The organism is Paenibacillus lautus NBRC 15380, from assembly GCF_004000945.1.
GTDB lineage: Bacteria > Bacillota > Bacilli > Paenibacillales > Paenibacillaceae > Paenibacillus_AQ > Paenibacillus_AQ lautus.
The window spans coordinates 198,931-215,358 of sequence record NZ_BIMF01000002.1 but is presented as its reverse complement, the minus strand read 5'-3'; the positions used below and the strand labels follow the sequence as shown (position 1 = coordinate 215,358).

Here is a 16,428-nt window from a genome sequence, read left to right as displayed (position 1 = left end):
TTAAGATCGTGAAAAGGGGGGGAGGAAAATCGCTAGGATCGCGGAAGTTAAGGCGGATAAGACGGACATACGAACAGTCAATGCGTTCCGTAAGAATCCCTGGAAAAACGAAATCGGAAAGAACTGGCCGCTGTATTTGCTTTGCCTGCCTGCGCTGGCCTTCGTCCTGATTTTTTCCTACGGGCCGATGGCGGGGCTGGTAATGGCATTTCAGGATTACAAACCGTGGCTCGGGATTTCGGGCTCCGCCTGGATCGGTCTAGACCATTTCGAGAGAATCTTTCAGTATGAAGAATCGAAACAGGCGATTGTCAATACGCTGATCATCGCCGTCATTAAGATCATCGTCGGCATCATCGTGCCGATCGTTATGGCGATATTGCTAAACGAGATTCGTAATATCGGACTCAAAAAGAGCATCCAGACGCTGGTATACCTGCCGCATTTTCTGTCTTGGGTCACGATCGCCGGTATCATGATCGATATTTTGGGGCTGGACGGCGGCGTCAACCGAATCTTGACGGCTGTATTCGGAATGGAGCCGATCTATTTCCTCGGTGATCCGGAGCTGTTCAGGCCGACGGTCATCATCAGCGACTTGTGGAAAAACTTCGGATTCGGCATGATCGTGTATCTGGCAACCATCGCCGGTATCGATATTTCTTATTATGAAGCCTCGGAGATTGACGGGGCAAACCGCTGGCAGCAGACGCGGCACGTTACGCTGCCATGTATGATGCCGATGATTATCGTCATCGCCACGCTGAGTCTGGGCAGTATCCTGGATGCCGGCTTTGATCAGATTTTCAACCTGTACAACCCGCTCGTTTACAGTACGGGAGACATTATCGACACGTATGTATACCGCTCTTCCCTGTTGAACGGACAATATGGATTCGGTACGGCGGTCGGACTGTTCAAATCGGGCATCAGCCTTGTGCTGATCGTTGTCGCTTACCGCATTGCCTACAAAGTCGCGAATTATAAAATCTTTTAAGCGGGAGGTAGCCGGATGTATCATAAAACGAAGGGGTACAAAGTGTTCTCCGTCTTCAACCATATCCTGCTGATCGTGGTCGCGCTTTCGTGCTTCCTTCCGCTGCTGCATTTATTGGCGCAGTCGTTCAGCAGCAAATCGGCAGTTAACGGTGGCCTGGTCTCTTTCTGGCCGGTTGAGTTCAACACGGACGCCTATGCCAAGACGTTTCGCAATACGAACTTTACGGGATCGATGTGGATCTCGGTCGTTCGGACGACACTGGGCACGCTGATCAGCATGGTGGTGATAACGACCGCCGGCTATGCCCTGTCGAAGGAGTTCCGCGGCCGCAATGCCCTGATGTGGATTTTCGTGTTTACCATGCTGTTCTCCGGAGGGCTCATCCCTTCCTATATTCTAGTGTCAGAGCTGGGATTGAAGGATACCATCCTGGCGCTAATACTCCCCGGCGCGTTCGGAGCTTATAACCTGATCCTTATCATGAACTTTTTCAAAACGATACCGAAAGCGCTGGAGGAGGCGGCCTTTATCGACGGCGCTTCGTTCTTCGTCATCTTCAGCAAAATCTATCTGCCGCTGTCTCTGCCTGGTCTCGCCACCATCGGCTTGTTCATTATGGTGGGACACTGGAATTCTTGGTTCGACGGACTCCTGTACATGTCCACCACCGACAAATACCCGCTGGCTTCGTTCCTGCAGACGGTCGTGGTTCAGAATTCGGCGCAGAATGTCGCGCTCAGCGCCTCTGAGGCGGCGGCATTGTCGGAACAGAGCATTAAAGCCGCACAGATCTTTATCAGTACGGTGCCGATTATCGCGGTATATCCGTTCCTGCAAAAGTACTTTGTCAAAGGAATCGTGCTTGGGGCGGTCAAAGAATAAAAAAATACGCTAAAAGGGGAAAATTCCATGCATATGAAAAAGACGGCGGTTATATTATCGGCTGCCATGCTGGCAATAGGTCTGCTTGCGGGGTGCGGATCGACCGACTCCGGATCCGAGCCTGCGGCTCCGGCGGTGCTCAAGGACGGGAAATACGAACCGCCCATCACCATTGCCATCGGTAAGCAGCTGGACGAGAATGCGGGCAAATACAAGGCCGGCGAGAGCGTCGACGACAACGTGCTGACGAGGTGGGCGCTGGAGAATCTGGGCATCAAGACGAAGACGACCCTACTCGGCGGAGACGCGGGGAACTACAATACCAAGCTGCGTCTGGCTCTTACGGGCTCCGAGAAGCTGCCGGATCTGTTTCCAGTTTACGATACGACACTGGCAAACGACTTGATCGAGTCGGGACGGGTCCGGGACGTTACGGAGGATATCGCCAAATATATGCCGGGACGGCTGAAAGAGATCTACAAACAGTATCCCACGACGTTCAATCCGGTTGCCCGCGACGGCAAAGTATATGGCATGGCGATCTCACCGAACTTGACGGAAGGGCAGGTCATGCTGATCCGCCAGGATTGGCTGGATCATTTAAAATTGAAAGCGCCCGTAACAATCGATGACTTTGAGAGCATCATCGCCGCATTCACAAATGAAGATCCGGACGGGAACGGCAAGAACGATACGTATGGATTCACATTCTCAGGGAAAGACGGCTACAATACCGGCTGGGTCAGCGATCCCGTCATGATCTTCAGCGCCTTCACCGGCAAGAGCCTGCCGATGCAGTGGAGTGAAGAGAATGGAAAGTTGTCGTACGGCTCGGTCGCGGACGGCAACAAGGAAGCGCTGGCTAAGCTGCGGGACTGGTACTCGATGGGGTACCTAAATAAAGAGCTGGCAACGCAGGGAGCCTGGGATGCCATTGCTGACTTTACCGAAGGCAAAGCGGGCATTATCGTCGGTCGTCCGTGGCTGTACGACAGCGTCAAGGACGTCGAGAAGAACGTCAAGGGCGCCAAGATTGCGGCATACGCGACGATTCAAGGCGTGAACGGGGACCGTACGTATCAGAACGGCCAGCTGAACGACGGATATTTCATGTTTAACAAGGATTTCAGTAATATGGAAGCCTTCTTCCTGTATTACGACAAGCTGTATGACGCAGCGTTTGGTACCGGTGACTTCCAGTACGGCTACGCACAGGGCTACGACTACGATATCGTGGACGGGGAGGTCGTGTTCGATCCGACCAAATTTAACGAACCGATGGATGCCGTTCAGGGCGTAGGCAAGATGGCGTTCACCAAAAATACACCAGCCGTTTACCCTGCAGGCAAAAACTTCTTCGATCTGGCGAACGGCGCGAAGGCGGATAACGGGCCGCTAATGGCTGCCGACGCGGCTGAGCAGACAACGAAAGACGGTTTTGTTATCTCTTACGAAAACCGTGACGCACTGCTCCCGAGTGCCTTCAACGGGCCGCCGACCGCGACGATGCAGACATCCTGGGAGCAGCTGACCACGATGGAAAAAGAAACATTCACCAAGATCATCTACGGCAACGAGCCGCTGGAAGCTTACGATGCATTCGTCAAGAATTGGTACGCCAAGGGAGGCACGCAAATTACCGAGGAAGTCAACGAATGGTATGCGAATACGAACACGAAGGATGCCATGACCAAGATGGGTCTGGATTAAAAGAAAGGAGTTACGTTATGAGCAACTCCGTGTTGCTGCATTGCGACGTTTTTCAGGTCGATGACCGGGTTCGCGTTGAATCCTCTTCGGGATCTGAATTCCGATTGACCGTGCCGCCGAAAGGCGGCGGCATCCGGGTGCGTACGGGTATGGTGAGCTGCCACGCATGGAACGAAAAAGAATTCGTTGTTGCCGACGTTTATCACGAGTCTGCGGATGTCCTTGTGGTCCTGTTTGGCTTTGAGGATAAAGATGGGCGCTCCATCACGTATCATATCGGCATTCTGCCGGAGGTACCCACGACGGTATGCCTGCCATTGAAACATCTGGACGGGGAGAAGCTGTTTCTCTCCCGTTATCCAGGTACGCTCCAGACGGTACTTCGCGGAGACGCGCGGGTCGATCGAAGTGCAATCGTTGGCTTTTCCATTGCCACGATTCCTTCAACTACAGACCGAAGTGTCAAGATTGCCGATCTGCGTCTGAGCCCGGTCGAGCCGGAATTCATACGGAAGCCTCAGGTTTATATCGATCAGCTGGGGCAGATGGCACGCCGGCAATGGCCTGGGAAAACGGCTGACGAGCGGGAGCTTATTAGCCGGCTCCGATCCGAACGAGCAAAAGCGACGGCAGCAGGGGATCGTGAGGCCAGAGCGCGCGAGGCCGAAGACGGTAAGGCGGCTTTGTTTGGAAAAAAAGCCGGGACTCTGGAAGGGTCCCGTACCGAGGAAGGCACTGGTTTCGGCCGGTACGGAGGCTGGAGGGGGATGGCGTTCGAGCCGAGCGGATATTTCCGCACGGCATATGACGGTTCGAACTGGTGGTTCGTCGATCCGGACGGCTTCGCGTTGTTCAGTGCGGGCATGGACTGCGTGGGACCAGCCTCGCCCATGCGAATCACGGGCATGGAGCATCTGCTACCCGAGTTGCCTGCGCCGGAAGAGGGTTACGGTGACGCATGGCAGCGCGGCGGAGCGGAGTTCAGCTTCGAGGTTGCCAATCTGATCCGAGCATTCGGGCCGGGCTGGCGCAAGGATTGGACGGCACTGACCGAGTACCGGCTGCGGCGCTGGGGATTCAACACGATCGGAAATTGGTCGGATGCGGGTTTTATCTGCGATTCGACACTGCCTTATGTGTATCCGCTGGCCGACTTCCCGTCAACGGAGAAAACGATTTTCCGTGACTTTCCGGACGTATTCAGTCCGGAATACGAACGCGGCTCGAAGGACTTCGCGCAGCAGCTTGTACCGCTGCGGGAGGATCGCCGAATGATCGGTTATTTCATGCGAAACGAGCCGCATTGGGCTTTTGTGGAAGGTCAAGATCAGACGCGTCTCATGTTGGATTCCTCCGTCCACTTCGTTAGCAAGGAACGGTTCGTGGAACGAATGATCGCCAAATACGAAACGATCGAGCGGTTAAACGCGGCCTGGGGCAGCGATTATGATGGCTTTGAACAACTGTACCAGCCAGCGCAAACGGCGGATACCTTCCTTGCGGCCTACGGAGAGGACTGCTCGGCGTTCAACCGGCTCCTGATTCGGCGCTATGTGGAGCTGCCTGCCCGATTATGCAAAGAGGCGGACCCGAATCATCTGAATCTGGGCATGCGATATGCCTGGGTGAGCAGTGATGAAGTGCTGCAGGGCTGCGAGTGGTTCGACGTGTTTTCGCTCAACTGTTACCAGTTCGCACCTGATCGTGAGCAGATCGCGGAGATCTCAAGGAAGCTGAACCGGCCCGTCATGATCGGCGAGTACCATTTTGGAGCAGCCGAAGGAGGCCTCCCGGCTTACGGTATCCGGTCCGTAGCCACCCAGCGGGAGCGTGGCGACGCCTATCGCTGCTACGTAGAACAAGCGGCTGCTATTCCGGAATTGATCGGCGTGCATTATTTTCAATGGAACGACCAGCCGGCCCTCGGCCGCTTCGACGGCGAGAATTATCAGATCGGCATGGTAGACGTTTGCAATCGTCCCTATGCCGACATTGCTCGAGCGGCGCGGACGGCGCACGAACGAATGTATGCTGTCAGAACCGGCGCTGCTCGGCCATTCGACCACCGTTCGAGGGAAATTCCCAAGACGGGATTTTAATATGCGGTTTGGGCAGTATGCAGTCAGGCCATTAGCTGACATGCAAGGTCCGATCCCGACGATTTTGACATGATGAAAAAAAAGCAGAAGCTCCATAAATCCAGTCATCGCCTTCCATAAGCAAGGGAGCAGAACATGTAAAGCCCCGGGATTCCCCGGGGCTTTACATATGCCGGCAGGAGACGTGCAGTTCATACGGCGGACGGTGCGCTTATCCGGCAATGGCGGTATATCGTAGGACACCATCTGCAGTGGAAACTCGAGCCCTTATCCGAGTAGTACGGATAACGTCTTACAGCGTATTGAGAGAAGGAGAGGTTTTGACGATATGATGCTTGCCCGGCGAACTTGCCGGTTTTTTTATGCGATTCGGCAATGGCTGCCTGCCCTCAGGAGCGGCGAATCGGATTTTCCTAATCTTTCATCGAAAATTGCAAGGTATCTTGCAAAAGTGCAATAGGATGAACATCCGTGCCAATTTACACTGGATTAGAGAGAAACAAACAACAAGATTTCAACATTTCTTGTCTTGTTTTTCAAACTTCTCGATACGGATAGAAACTACACTTTAGCTAAAGTTAAATCACCAGTTTTCGTACAGAAAGAAGGTTATGATCCGTGTTAAGTACCGACGAGCAGCAATGGTTGAACGCCCTGATTGCGAAGATCACGGCCAAGATGGCTTGGGTAAGCGAAAAATCGAGGCATAAAATTCCTTACACAACGATAGACGGGACGCATGACGATCGTTCCGCCTCGAATCCCTCCGGCACGTTGACGGACGGGATCAATTGGTGGACGAACGGGTTCTGGGGCGGCATGATGTGGCTGATGTACCACGAAACGGGCAACGAAAAATATAAAGATGTTGCGGTGATTTCCGAAGCCAAGCTGGATCGATGCTTTGACGAGTTTTACGGGCTGCATCACGACGTCGGGTTTATGTGGCTGCTGACGAGCGTTGCCAATTTCAAGCTGACGTCAAACCCCGATTCCCGAAAAAGAGCCATGCACGCCGCTACGCTGCTGGCAGGAAGATTTAACCCGGCAGGCGGCTTCATTCGAGCGTGGAATGATCTGGATGACGGTGAAACGCGCGGCTGGGCGATTGTCGATTGCATGTTCAACATTCCGCTCCTTTACTGGGCAACGGAAGAGACGGGCGATCCGAGGTTCAAGCAGATTGCGGAAAGACATGCGGATACGGCCATGACTGCATTCGTAAGGATGGACGGTTCGGTTCACCACATCGTGGAATTCGACCCGTACGAAGGCGGCGTTGTCCGAACATACGGCGGGCAAGGTTACGAAGAGGGTTCCTCTTGGACAAGAGGCCAGACTTGGGCGATGTACGGCTTCATGATGAGTTACAAGCACACCGGCAAGGCCGAATATCTGGATACCGCCAAGCGGATCGCTCATTACTTCATGGCGAATATTCCTGAAGACGGGGTCATACCGGTCGATTTCCGGCAGCCTCCCGAACCAAAGTGGGATGACGATACGGCTGCCGCCATCGCGGCATGCGGGTTGATCGAGATAGCCAGGTGCGTCGGAACGTACGACAAGCACATCTATCTGAAGGCGGCGCTGAGACTGCTGAAATCCTTGGAGACTCGGAGCGATTGGACCGAACGATCGGATGCGATCATTCAGCGCGGTTCGGCGGCGTATGGCGGCACCACGCATCACCAACCGATTATTTACGGAGATTACTTTTTCATGGAAGCGGCGTTCAAGCTGAAGGGCAATGATCTTTATTTATGGTAAAGTCGTTAATCGGTCTAGGGCAGAGCGGAATGGAAGTTTGTCGTACGTTACGATTCCGGTATGGAGGAATGGAAATGAAACGTATGTTTGAGGCGGTTGTTTTCGGAGGGGCGAAACTATTCTGGGATTATCGGCACCGCAATACCGATCAGTACAAAGGTTATTATCACTGGCACCAGTGCTGCGAGATGTTATTCGTCCACGAGGGGACGGGGCATGTCGTCGTAGGCGGCGAAACTTTCCCCATTCGCAGGGGAATGCTGTTCTTCTTTCGTCCGTATCAGCTGCACCATGTCTATGCCAACGTCAGCCCGGAGCAGCCGTATACGCGTACGATCTTCCACTTTGATTCCCAGCTGGCCGATGAATTGCTGCTTCCCTTCGCAAGGCGTCACGGATTGTTTGCCGCCTTATGGCAAGGCAGCCACCCTATCCAAGCGTTTGATTTGAAGACAGCCGAGGAAACGGTCGAACGTAATTTTGACGATTATGATCGTACCAGGCAAGAAGGTAAGGGCGAGGACGCGGAGGAGATCGGCATGCTCATCCTGCGGCTGCTGGATACGGTCATTCGATATGATCCATCGGGTCAGAGCCGGTCGCCGGGGACATTGGAGCGGAAGTCGACCGGTTATGTGCAGCAGGCGATGAGTTGGATCGACGAACACTATCAGGAAACCTTCTATCTGGACGATCTTGCAGATGCCATGCATCTATCGAAATTTTATTTATCGAAGCTGTTCCATGAAGAGACGGGCAGCACGCTGAAGGAATATGTGACAGCGAAGCGCATGAGGCAAGCGTGCAGGCTGCTCGAAACGACTGCGAAGTCAGTGGAGTGGATCGGCTCCGAAGTCGGCATATCGAACCCGTCCTACTTCGTTCAGGTGTTCAAGCATGAAGTGGGGACGACCCCGCTCAAATATCGAACAGGGTTCATACACTCGGTGCACGGCAAGGGGAGAGCTCGCTAACCAAGAACTCGTCCCGGGGAGTATAACAACCAATGAACATTTTCGCGCATCGTTTTGCCATTATGACGGCCTCATTGCAGATACAATGGGTGCAAGAGCAGCAGATGGCGAAGAGAGCATTAGCTGCGCAAAGACTAATAGCTATGGTTTACGGGGGATGAATCCATACTGAAGGAACGATCCCTAAGATTGCTGGAAGGAAGTGCAGGCTAGTGAATAAGTTGAATGTCGCCCATGCTCCCAAAAATGAAAACGGTAACAGAATGGTAGCGAATAAAGCGGGGGCTTGGAAAGAGACCTGGAAAAATTATAAGAAAAGCAAATATTTGTTTTTTATGCTCATACCCACCTTGATCTGGTTTGGCATTTTCCATTATGGGCCGTTATATGGGATTCAATTGGCTTTTAAGGATTTCAGTCCGATCAAGGGAATATGGGGGAGTGATTGGGTCGGACTTGAACATTTTGAGTTTTTGTTCTTTCAATCGCCTGACTTTGCCCGGATTTTTCAAAATACGCTGTTGATCAGCCTATACAATATTGTTTTCGGTTTTCCTGCGCCGATCATTCTCGCGCTTCTGTTAAATGAGCTGCGTTCTCACAGGTTTAAGCGAGTAGCACAGTCCATCTCGTATATTCCGCACTTTTTTTCTTGGGTCATTTTGTCAGGCATCATTATCGTCATGCTGTCGCCGTCGGAAGGGCCCGTGAATTACATTTTGCAGCTCCTCGGCATGGAGCCGGTGTACTTCTTGGCGGATCCCGATTATTTCCGTCCGACGCTGGTTGCTACGAATATCTGGAAAGAGATCGGATGGGGAACGATCATTTACTTGGCGGCACTCGCGGGTATCGATCCTACTCTCTATGAAGCTTCCGTTATCGATGGAGCAGGCAGATGGAAAAAAATGTGGCATATTACGCTGCCCTCGATATTGCCCGTCGTTTCGATCATGTTCATCCTGTCGCTCGGCGGCATACTGAATGCCGGATTCGACCAAATCTTCAACTTGTACAGCCCAGCCGTATATGAGGTCGCCGATGTCATTGATACTTATGTATACCGGGCTGGCATCCAGCAGGCTCAGTTCGGGTTAACGACGGCCGTCGGATTATTCAAGAACGTCATTGGCATTATGCTGGTGCTGGGTACCAATTATGTCATGAAGAAAATGGGACAGGAAGGCGTCCTCTAACGGGGAGCGAAAGGAGATTGGTAGTCTTATGAAAATGAGCGCGGGAGAGCGTATATTTCAATGCACTCTTATTCTATTCGTCACCCTCTTATGTGTTGTAACCGTTTACCCTTTCTTGCATATTGCATCCGTTTCACTAAGCAGCCCGAGTGAAGCGAGTCGTTTCGGGTTTCATTTATATCCGCGGGAGCTGGACTTGTTCGCCTGGAACCAGGTATTAAGCCAGACGAAAATTTGGATCGGATTTGGCAACTCGGTGTTTCGGACGATTGTCGGCACAGCCTTGTCTCTGATCGCGATGTCCCTGTGCGCATACCCGCTGTCACGCAAATATTTGCCGCACCGCAGCTTCTATACCATGGTCATTCTGTTCACCATGTTCTTCGGGGGCGGCATCATTCCTACGTATCTGTTGATGAAGTCGCTGCAATTAATGGATTCCCGCTGGATCTACATTTTGCCGGGTTTGATTCCGGTGTTCTCGATGCTCGTACTGCGCAATTTCTTTATGGCGATCCCAACGGAGCTCGAGGAGTCAGCCAAGATCGATGGGGCCAACGATGTCAGCATATTGTTCCGCATTATTTTGCCCCTATCGAAGCCGGTGCTCGCTACATTGGCTCTCTGGGCAGCGGTTGGTCATTGGAACGCATGGTTTGACGCCGTCCTCTACGTCACGGATCAGAACAAGCAAGTCTTGCAATTTTTCCTTCGGGAAATCGTTATCACGAATACGGATGCCGAAACGTTCGGGCGAACCGTCGTGGGCAATTTCGAGTATACGTCGTCCATTAAAGCGGCGACGATCATGTTCGCGGCATTGCCGATTCTGATTGTGTATCCATTCCTTCAGAAGTATTTTGTCAAAGGGACGATGATCGGATCACTTAAAGGCTAAACGTTATATTCGGGCAGTGAAATGACGGCTCGTTAATATAAAGAAATGGGTTGAAAAAGGGAGGATCTAAACATGAAACATTGGAAAAGCCTTGGTTTGTCCGCGGCCCTGTCCATCTCGCTGATGGCTACAGGCTGTAGTGGCAGCTCAAGCGGTAATAAGACCGCCGAAACCGATAAGCAAGGCGAAGACAAACCGATTGTCATCATGACCAACGCATCGACCTGGGATATTCCGACTGAGGATGGAAATTCGACCCAGAAGTATTTGGAAGAACGCTATAACGTGAAGTTTGTCAACATGAGAGGAAATGACGAAAACTTCAAAGTCATGGTCGCTTCCGGTGAGATTCCTGATATTTTGCCTCATAACATCAGCGAAGCGGATATGACGAACTGGGCTAGACAAGGGGTGATCGCCAGCATTTCCGTTGACGAAATCAAGAAATATATGCCGACCTACGTGAAGGAAGTGGAGGAAATTAACCCTTATGCCTGGGATGTCGGAATGATCGACGGAAAAAACTACGGCGTTCCTCGCATTTGGCTTAATGGGGCCTATGGCTTCATTCCGACCTATAACGGAGAGTGGTTGAAAGCGGTCGGGTACGACGAACCGCCGACAACGCTGGAACAATTGGAAGACGTGTTGACTAAATTCCGCAATAACGATCCAGACGGCAATGGCAAGAAGGACACCTTCGGCATGAGTGGACGGGGGAAAGACGTAAGGGCACAGATGTTTAACTCTATCTATGCCGCTTACGGCGTCAACCCCTACCACTTCATGTTAACCGACGAGGGTACGGTGACATGGGGCGGGATTACGGATCAGGCCAAAGAAGCCACGAAGCTGCTTAGAGCATGGTACCATGCCGGGCTTATCGATCCGGAGTTCATGACCGATGACGGCGCCCTGATCGGTCAGAAGTGGAGCAGCCACAAAATCGGATATATCGATAACAACATGTATCATCATTTATTTGCCGGACAGGAAGCTGATAAGACGAACGGCACCAGTCCCATATATGGCAAAGGCGTCATCGGGCCTGCAGGCGAATCCATCGTGATGTCCAACGGCGCGCTCCAAGTGCCGCTTCTGTTCGGCAAGCAGGTCGAGGAGGATGAAGTCAAACGCATCAAGATACTGCAAATGCTTGAGGATCTCACTTCCAGCGACGAAGCTTATCTGCGCAGCGTCTTCGGAGAAGAGGGCGTTTCCTATGACCTGGTGGATGGTGCCGTCATCATGAAAGAGCCATACGCCAGCACCGTAGAAGAAGCGCGTGCCATGGGATACGGCGGCTACTATAACCCGCTGGTGGAACGCGATTCGAGCATGTGGAAATACCACTTCTCGAAAGAGAAACTGGAATTCAGGGAAACGTTAAACGAGGGGTTGAAGCCGATCTCGGATATTTTAGGCCCGACGGCGCTGGAAAGCAAGGGTAAGTACTGGGCGACGCTCGTGACACTGCAGGATGAATTCTATACCAAAGCCATCATCGGGAAAGACGAGGTGGACGCTTCCTTCGAGGCTTTCAAGACGCAATGGCTAAAAACCGGCGGCCAGGAAGTGCTGGACGAGGCTACGGCTGTTTACAAAGCACGCCAAGCGGCTAATTAAGCACGGCAAACCGATGCTTGGAACCGGGCTGCCAGGATGGGATTCCTTCCGCTGCGTCGGGACTCGGTCTTGGCAGCCCTTTTTACTCCCGTTCTTCCATTCGTGAAGGGGAATCAGCTTTAGATTATTTTGTTGTACGGAGGAATGATCATGAACGAAACTTTAACATCGCTCATTACCTATCCCGCGCCTGACGGTGCGGCCTTAAACGATGATTTCTCGGTCCGTGTCAGGACGGAGGAGGGGAAATACCAAGACCTGTTCACCTATCTGGTTCGGGTCGATATGCATGACGTGCGCGAAGCGTCGATGGCGACATTCGATTTTACCGGCGTTGTCGAGGTCGAGATCACGTATAGGAGAGAGGCGCTTCATCAAGTGGATATTAGGCCTTTGGCCAGTCACATCGATTTTAATTATGATTCCAATAAGATCTGGCTCCGGCTTGACCGGCCATGCAACTTAAGCATTGAGGCAAACGGAGACCGGTTTCACAATCTTCATCTGTTTGCCCATGCGCTTGAAGAAGATGCGCCCGATCCGGAGTCTTCCGACGTAGCCTTCATTGAACCCGGGGAATATGAGATTCAGAATAAAATCGATCTCCTACGGCATACAAGCCAAGCAGCAGGCCCAGCGAAACGCGTCATTTATTTCGGTCCCGGCATGCACCGATTCCAGGATGGGTTGTTCCATGTGCCGTCGAACGCCACGGTATACCTTGCGGGCGGATCCGTCATTATCGGTTCGCTTGTATGCGATCATGTCGAGAACGTCCATATTCGGGGAAGAGGAATGGTTTACTTGCGGGACATCGAGAAAAGCACTTACTGGCGGTCCGTGCAAATCAATTATTCCAGCCATATTACGGTCGAGGATATCATCTCCATCGATCCGCCCCACTACAGCATCCATCTGGGCAAATCGGAGAACGTTCGCATTCGCGGCTTCAAGTCGTTCAGCACGCGGGGCTGGTGCGACGGCATTGATATGATGTCATGTAAAAACGTCCTTATTGAGGACGTGTTTCTGCGCACCTCCGACGATTGCATCGCCATTTACGCCAGTCGCGGCGAATTCAAGGGCGATACGTCGAACGTACGGGTGAATCGCGCGGTTCTGTGGGCAGACGTTGCCCACCCCGTCATGATTGGTGTTCACGGTGATCACGAGGGGGAAGGAGATACCATCGAAAACATCTCCTTCCACCATATCGATATCTTGGAGCATCATGAGCCTCAAGACGGTTACTGGGGCTGCCTGGCTATCAATGCGGGAGATCAAAATACGGTTCGAAACGTATCCTTCAACGATGTGCGAATTGAGCCGTTCGAGCTTGGAAGGCTGTTCGATATACGGGTCTTCCATAACCCAAAGTACAATCCCGTTCCCGGCAGCCGCGTCGAAAATGTTTATTTCAACGATGTTTCCTATCAAGGAACGTGCGATAATCCTTCGGTGATTGCCGGATACGACGCGAATCGAAGGGTGACAGGCGTTCATTTCCGGAATTTGCTTATCAACGGTGAGCCTATCATGAACGCCGAAGCGGGCAATTTTCAATGCAACGAGTTTCAAAGCAACGTGACGTTTGAATAAACGCGGCTTGCGTGAACATTCATCGCAAATCGAATAGTGGCGTGATCGCAACTTATTAACAAGACCGGATCGTTTCCGTTCACGGAAACGATCCGGTTTTTTTTATGCAAAGACTTGATTTTCAGAAATCAAAGGTATATCATTGACCCATCAACCATTGATGGATCAATGAATTAAAGGAGGTCTCTAACATTTCTACATGTCATACAGAAGACCTGCTGTACTTGCTCATGCATCTGAATAAGCATATTGCGACTCGGTTTGAACGATGCGCTGGAGTTAGTCCTAATCGGCTGGAACTCCTCTGCAAACTAACGGGTGGCGAAATTAGCCAGTCGGATCTGCAGAAGGCAGTGTCTATTGATCCAGCTGCGGTGACCCGTCATGTTCAGCAGTTAGAAGCGGAAGGCATACTTCTGCGCACCAGATGTGAGAATGACAACCGGATAACGTTAGTTCAACTAACCGAAGCGGGCAAAAGTAAAGTAGCAGCGTTTAAGGCGGAGAAAGATCGATTTATGGAGGAACTGCAGGCAGACCTCACTGAATCCGAACGACTTGTGTTAGTTCAAGCTCTACAGAAGCTGAACAGCCAGATTCAACAGATGAAAGAACCAAGTAAGACCAATTAACTTATAGAGATAAAAGGAGAGAATATCATGACTGTAACTTCCCTAAACAATAATTATAAAGAAATTATTACATCCCGTCGGTCTGTGCGGGTATACGACCCATCGGTCAAAATCAGCCGTGAAGAAATGACTGAAATTTTGGAAGAAGCGACTTTGGCTCCGTCATCCGTTAATCTTCAGCCTTGGAGATTTCTTGTCGTTGATAGCCCAGAAGGAAAAGCAACGCTTGAAGAGCTTGCACCAGGCAACAAAACACAAGTTTCAACTTCTTCCGCAGTCATTGCTGTATTTGGGGATATGAACGCATTCGACAATGCAGATGAAATTATGGGTACTGCTGTGGAACGCGGTTATCTGCCACAAGAGATTAAAGATCAGATGATGGCAAACTATACCGATCTGTTCGGACGTATTCCGGCACAGGCTTTCCGTGAAATGATCCTTATCGATAGCGGCTTGGTTTCCATGCAGCTTATGCTTGCTGCTCGTGCCCGTGGATATGACACCAACCCAATTGGTGGATACGACAAATCCCGAATTGCAGAAGCATTTGGTATGGAGAAAGAACGTTACGTGCCGGTAATGCTCATCTCTGTAGGTAAAGCTGCCAAAGAAGCGCGTTTGACGACTCGTCTTCCTATTGATCGTATTGCAGAGTGGAAGTGAGGTCATAGCGATGATTATTATTCATGCAGAAATGAAAGTAAACCGTGAACTAGAGGCAGAATTTCTGGAATCCGTAAAAGAACTTATTGAGGCGTCCCGTGCAGAACAAGGAAATGAATCTTATAAGCTGCTCAAAGATACGGAGCAGGATAACACGTATCTTATGGTTGAACAGTGGAAAGACCAGGAAGCTCTGGGGCTCCACAATGCGAGTAGCCATTTTCAGGAGTTTGTAGCTAAAGCTCCAAAATACTTGACAGCTCCGCTAAATGTGCAGGCATATGCAGGCCAACTGATCAACAAATAATGAACGGACTACAGATCGTATTGAAAAGCCAACTCATATAGTCATACCCCTGTCAAGTAGACAGAACTAAAAAAGACAGCTTTAAGCAGCAACCGTTTCTCGGTTCCACCGGGAAACGGTTGCTTAATTTTTCTGGATTGGCGATATGAATTCCCTCTTAACAGATGTCTTTGTCCTCTTGTCTACTAGAAGGGGATACTACCCGCCAAAGGCGGTTTTTTTATTGGTTGTGGGAATTTAGAAGTCATAACCAACCGCTTTTTTCACATAAAATGTACAAGCTTTGGATTTGTGGGCGGGAGTGAATGCGATTGAATGTGAATTTGTTGATCAGCTACATTATTCTGGGATTAACTTTGGCTGCTCCCATCGGGCCCGTGAACTCGGCCAGGCTTGATAAAGGCATCAAGAACGGCTTTTGGCATGCCTGGGTAGTCGGAGCCGGATCCATGCTGGCAGATGCAGCTTTTATGTTGTTCATTTATTTAGGTCTCGTTCAATTTCTCAATATTCCGATTGTTCAGATCTTTTTGTGGCTCTTTGGCGGATTCGTTCTGATTTACAGCGGGGTTGAAAGCATAATGAAAGTGAATAAATTGAAAATCAGTTCGGCAGCGAGAAAAAAGGATTCGTTGTTAAGCTGTTTTTTGCTCGGATTTTTCATGTCCATTACGAGTCCTTTATCGATTTTGTTTTGGCTGGGGATCTATGGCTCCATCCTGGCGAAGACCGCCTCAGCGTTCGGGACGAGCCATTTGCTGTTGTATAGCAGCATGATCTTTTTGGGCTTGACCCTCTGGGATCTATGCGTTGCCGGTTTAACGACAGGGCTTCGTCGCTTCCTGAATGAAAATATGCTGACTGCGATTTCGGTCATATCGGGAATTTCTCTGATCGGTTTCGGCGTGTATTTTGGTATTCAGGGTATTCTTGCTTTAACAAGATAACCGGAGTGGTTATCTGCCCAATTATGTTCAATATACATTGGACAAAGCGACAGTATTGAAAGGTAAACATACACTGTTCTCAGTCAATTAGGCAGAAGTTTACATTTCAATATGTTGTGAAG

At 50.9% G+C, this 16,428-nt stretch carries 14 protein-coding genes; all 14 read left to right on the top strand.

Features of this window, described 5'->3' with window-relative positions:
• Window positions 1-112 precede the first annotated feature (112 nt).
• The 14 genes from PLA01S_RS04385 to PLA01S_RS04320 all read left to right on the top strand — a co-directional run bounded on the left by PLA01S_RS04385 (window position 113) and on the right by PLA01S_RS04320 (window position 16,306).
• Window positions 113-997: an ABC transporter permease gene (locus tag PLA01S_RS04385; protein ID WP_127590254.1), complete on the top strand. Its 885-nt coding sequence runs from the start codon at window positions 113-115 to the stop codon at window positions 995-997.
• 15 nt (window positions 998-1,012) lie between these two features.
• Complete coding sequence (locus PLA01S_RS04380) at window positions 1,013-1,882, top strand: carbohydrate ABC transporter permease (protein ID WP_127590253.1); 870 nt, start codon at window positions 1,013-1,015, stop codon at window positions 1,880-1,882.
• Between the two features lie 27 nt (window positions 1,883-1,909).
• Window positions 1,910-3,592 carry a type 2 periplasmic-binding domain-containing protein gene (locus tag PLA01S_RS04375; protein ID WP_246059319.1) on the top strand — a complete coding sequence of 561 codons (1,683 nt, stop codon included), beginning with the start codon at window positions 1,910-1,912 and terminating at the stop codon, window positions 3,590-3,592.
• 17 nt (window positions 3,593-3,609) lie between these two features.
• A complete protein-coding gene (locus PLA01S_RS04370) occupies window positions 3,610-5,691 on the top strand; it encodes a beta-galactosidase (protein WP_164817302.1) in 2,082 nt (693 codons plus the stop codon).
• A 618-nt stretch (window positions 5,692-6,309) separates the two neighbouring features.
• Complete coding sequence (locus PLA01S_RS04365; RefSeq protein ID WP_127590251.1) at window positions 6,310-7,461, top strand: AGE family epimerase/isomerase; 1,152 nt, start codon at window positions 6,310-6,312, stop codon at window positions 7,459-7,461.
• Between the two features lie 74 nt (window positions 7,462-7,535).
• Window positions 7,536-8,435: a helix-turn-helix domain-containing protein gene (locus PLA01S_RS04360; RefSeq protein ID WP_164817300.1), complete on the top strand. Its 900-nt coding sequence runs from the start codon at window positions 7,536-7,538 to the stop codon at window positions 8,433-8,435.
• Between the two features lie 212 nt (window positions 8,436-8,647).
• Window positions 8,648-9,631, top strand: coding sequence for an ABC transporter permease (locus PLA01S_RS04355; protein WP_246059318.1), 984 nt, complete (start codon window positions 8,648-8,650; stop codon window positions 9,629-9,631).
• Between the two features lie 28 nt (window positions 9,632-9,659).
• Window positions 9,660-10,529, top strand: a complete 870-nt coding sequence (locus tag PLA01S_RS04350; RefSeq protein WP_127590249.1) for a carbohydrate ABC transporter permease — start codon at window positions 9,660-9,662, stop codon at window positions 10,527-10,529.
• Window positions 10,530-10,601: 72 nt separating this feature from the next.
• On the top strand, window positions 10,602-12,155 hold the full coding sequence (locus tag PLA01S_RS04345; RefSeq protein WP_127590248.1) for an extracellular solute-binding protein: 1,554 nt from the start codon (window positions 10,602-10,604) through the stop codon (window positions 12,153-12,155).
• A 150-nt stretch (window positions 12,156-12,305) separates the two neighbouring features.
• Window positions 12,306-13,754: a glycosyl hydrolase family 28 protein gene (locus PLA01S_RS04340; RefSeq protein WP_127590247.1), complete on the top strand. Its 1,449-nt coding sequence runs from the start codon at window positions 12,306-12,308 to the stop codon at window positions 13,752-13,754.
• A 230-nt stretch (window positions 13,755-13,984) separates the two neighbouring features.
• A complete protein-coding gene (locus PLA01S_RS32805; RefSeq protein ID WP_127591046.1) occupies window positions 13,985-14,386 on the top strand; it encodes a MarR family winged helix-turn-helix transcriptional regulator in 402 nt (133 codons plus the stop codon).
• 27 nt (window positions 14,387-14,413) lie between these two features.
• Window positions 14,414-15,052 (top strand): nitroreductase family protein, encoded by a 639-nt coding sequence (locus PLA01S_RS04330; RefSeq protein WP_100536885.1) that lies wholly within the window; start codon window positions 14,414-14,416, stop codon window positions 15,050-15,052.
• Between the two features lie 10 nt (window positions 15,053-15,062).
• Window positions 15,063-15,359, top strand: coding sequence for a putative quinol monooxygenase (locus tag PLA01S_RS04325; protein ID WP_127590246.1), 297 nt, complete (start codon window positions 15,063-15,065; stop codon window positions 15,357-15,359).
• A 311-nt stretch (window positions 15,360-15,670) separates the two neighbouring features.
• Window positions 15,671-16,306: a LysE family transporter gene (locus PLA01S_RS04320; protein ID WP_127590245.1), complete on the top strand. Its 636-nt coding sequence runs from the start codon at window positions 15,671-15,673 to the stop codon at window positions 16,304-16,306.
• The last annotated feature ends 122 nt before the right edge of the window (window positions 16,307-16,428 follow it).

Excerpts from the sequence above, each read along its gene's own strand:
- PLA01S_RS32805 (WP_127591046.1), top strand. The coding sequence starts at position 13,985 with ATGCATCTGAATAAGCATATTGCGACTCGGTTTGAACGATGCGCTGGA.
- PLA01S_RS04380 (WP_127590253.1), top strand. The coding sequence starts at position 1,013 with ATGTATCATAAAACGAAGGGGTACAAAGTGTTCTCCGTCTTCAACCAT.
- PLA01S_RS04370 (WP_164817302.1), top strand. The coding sequence starts at position 3,610 with ATGAGCAACTCCGTGTTGCTGCATTGCGACGTTTTTCAGGTCGATGAC.
- PLA01S_RS04360 (WP_164817300.1), top strand. The coding sequence starts at position 7,536 with ATGAAACGTATGTTTGAGGCGGTTGTTTTCGGAGGGGCGAAACTATTC.
- PLA01S_RS04350 (WP_127590249.1), top strand. The coding sequence starts at position 9,660 with ATGAAAATGAGCGCGGGAGAGCGTATATTTCAATGCACTCTTATTCTA.
- PLA01S_RS04325 (WP_127590246.1), top strand. The coding sequence starts at position 15,063 with ATGATTATTATTCATGCAGAAATGAAAGTAAACCGTGAACTAGAGGCA.
- PLA01S_RS04345 (WP_127590248.1), top strand. The coding sequence starts at position 10,602 with ATGAAACATTGGAAAAGCCTTGGTTTGTCCGCGGCCCTGTCCATCTCG.
- PLA01S_RS04330 (WP_100536885.1), top strand. The coding sequence starts at position 14,414 with ATGACTGTAACTTCCCTAAACAATAATTATAAAGAAATTATTACATCC.
- PLA01S_RS04340 (WP_127590247.1), top strand. The coding sequence starts at position 12,306 with ATGAACGAAACTTTAACATCGCTCATTACCTATCCCGCGCCTGACGGT.
- PLA01S_RS04375 (WP_246059319.1), top strand. The coding sequence starts at position 1,910 with ATGCATATGAAAAAGACGGCGGTTATATTATCGGCTGCCATGCTGGCA.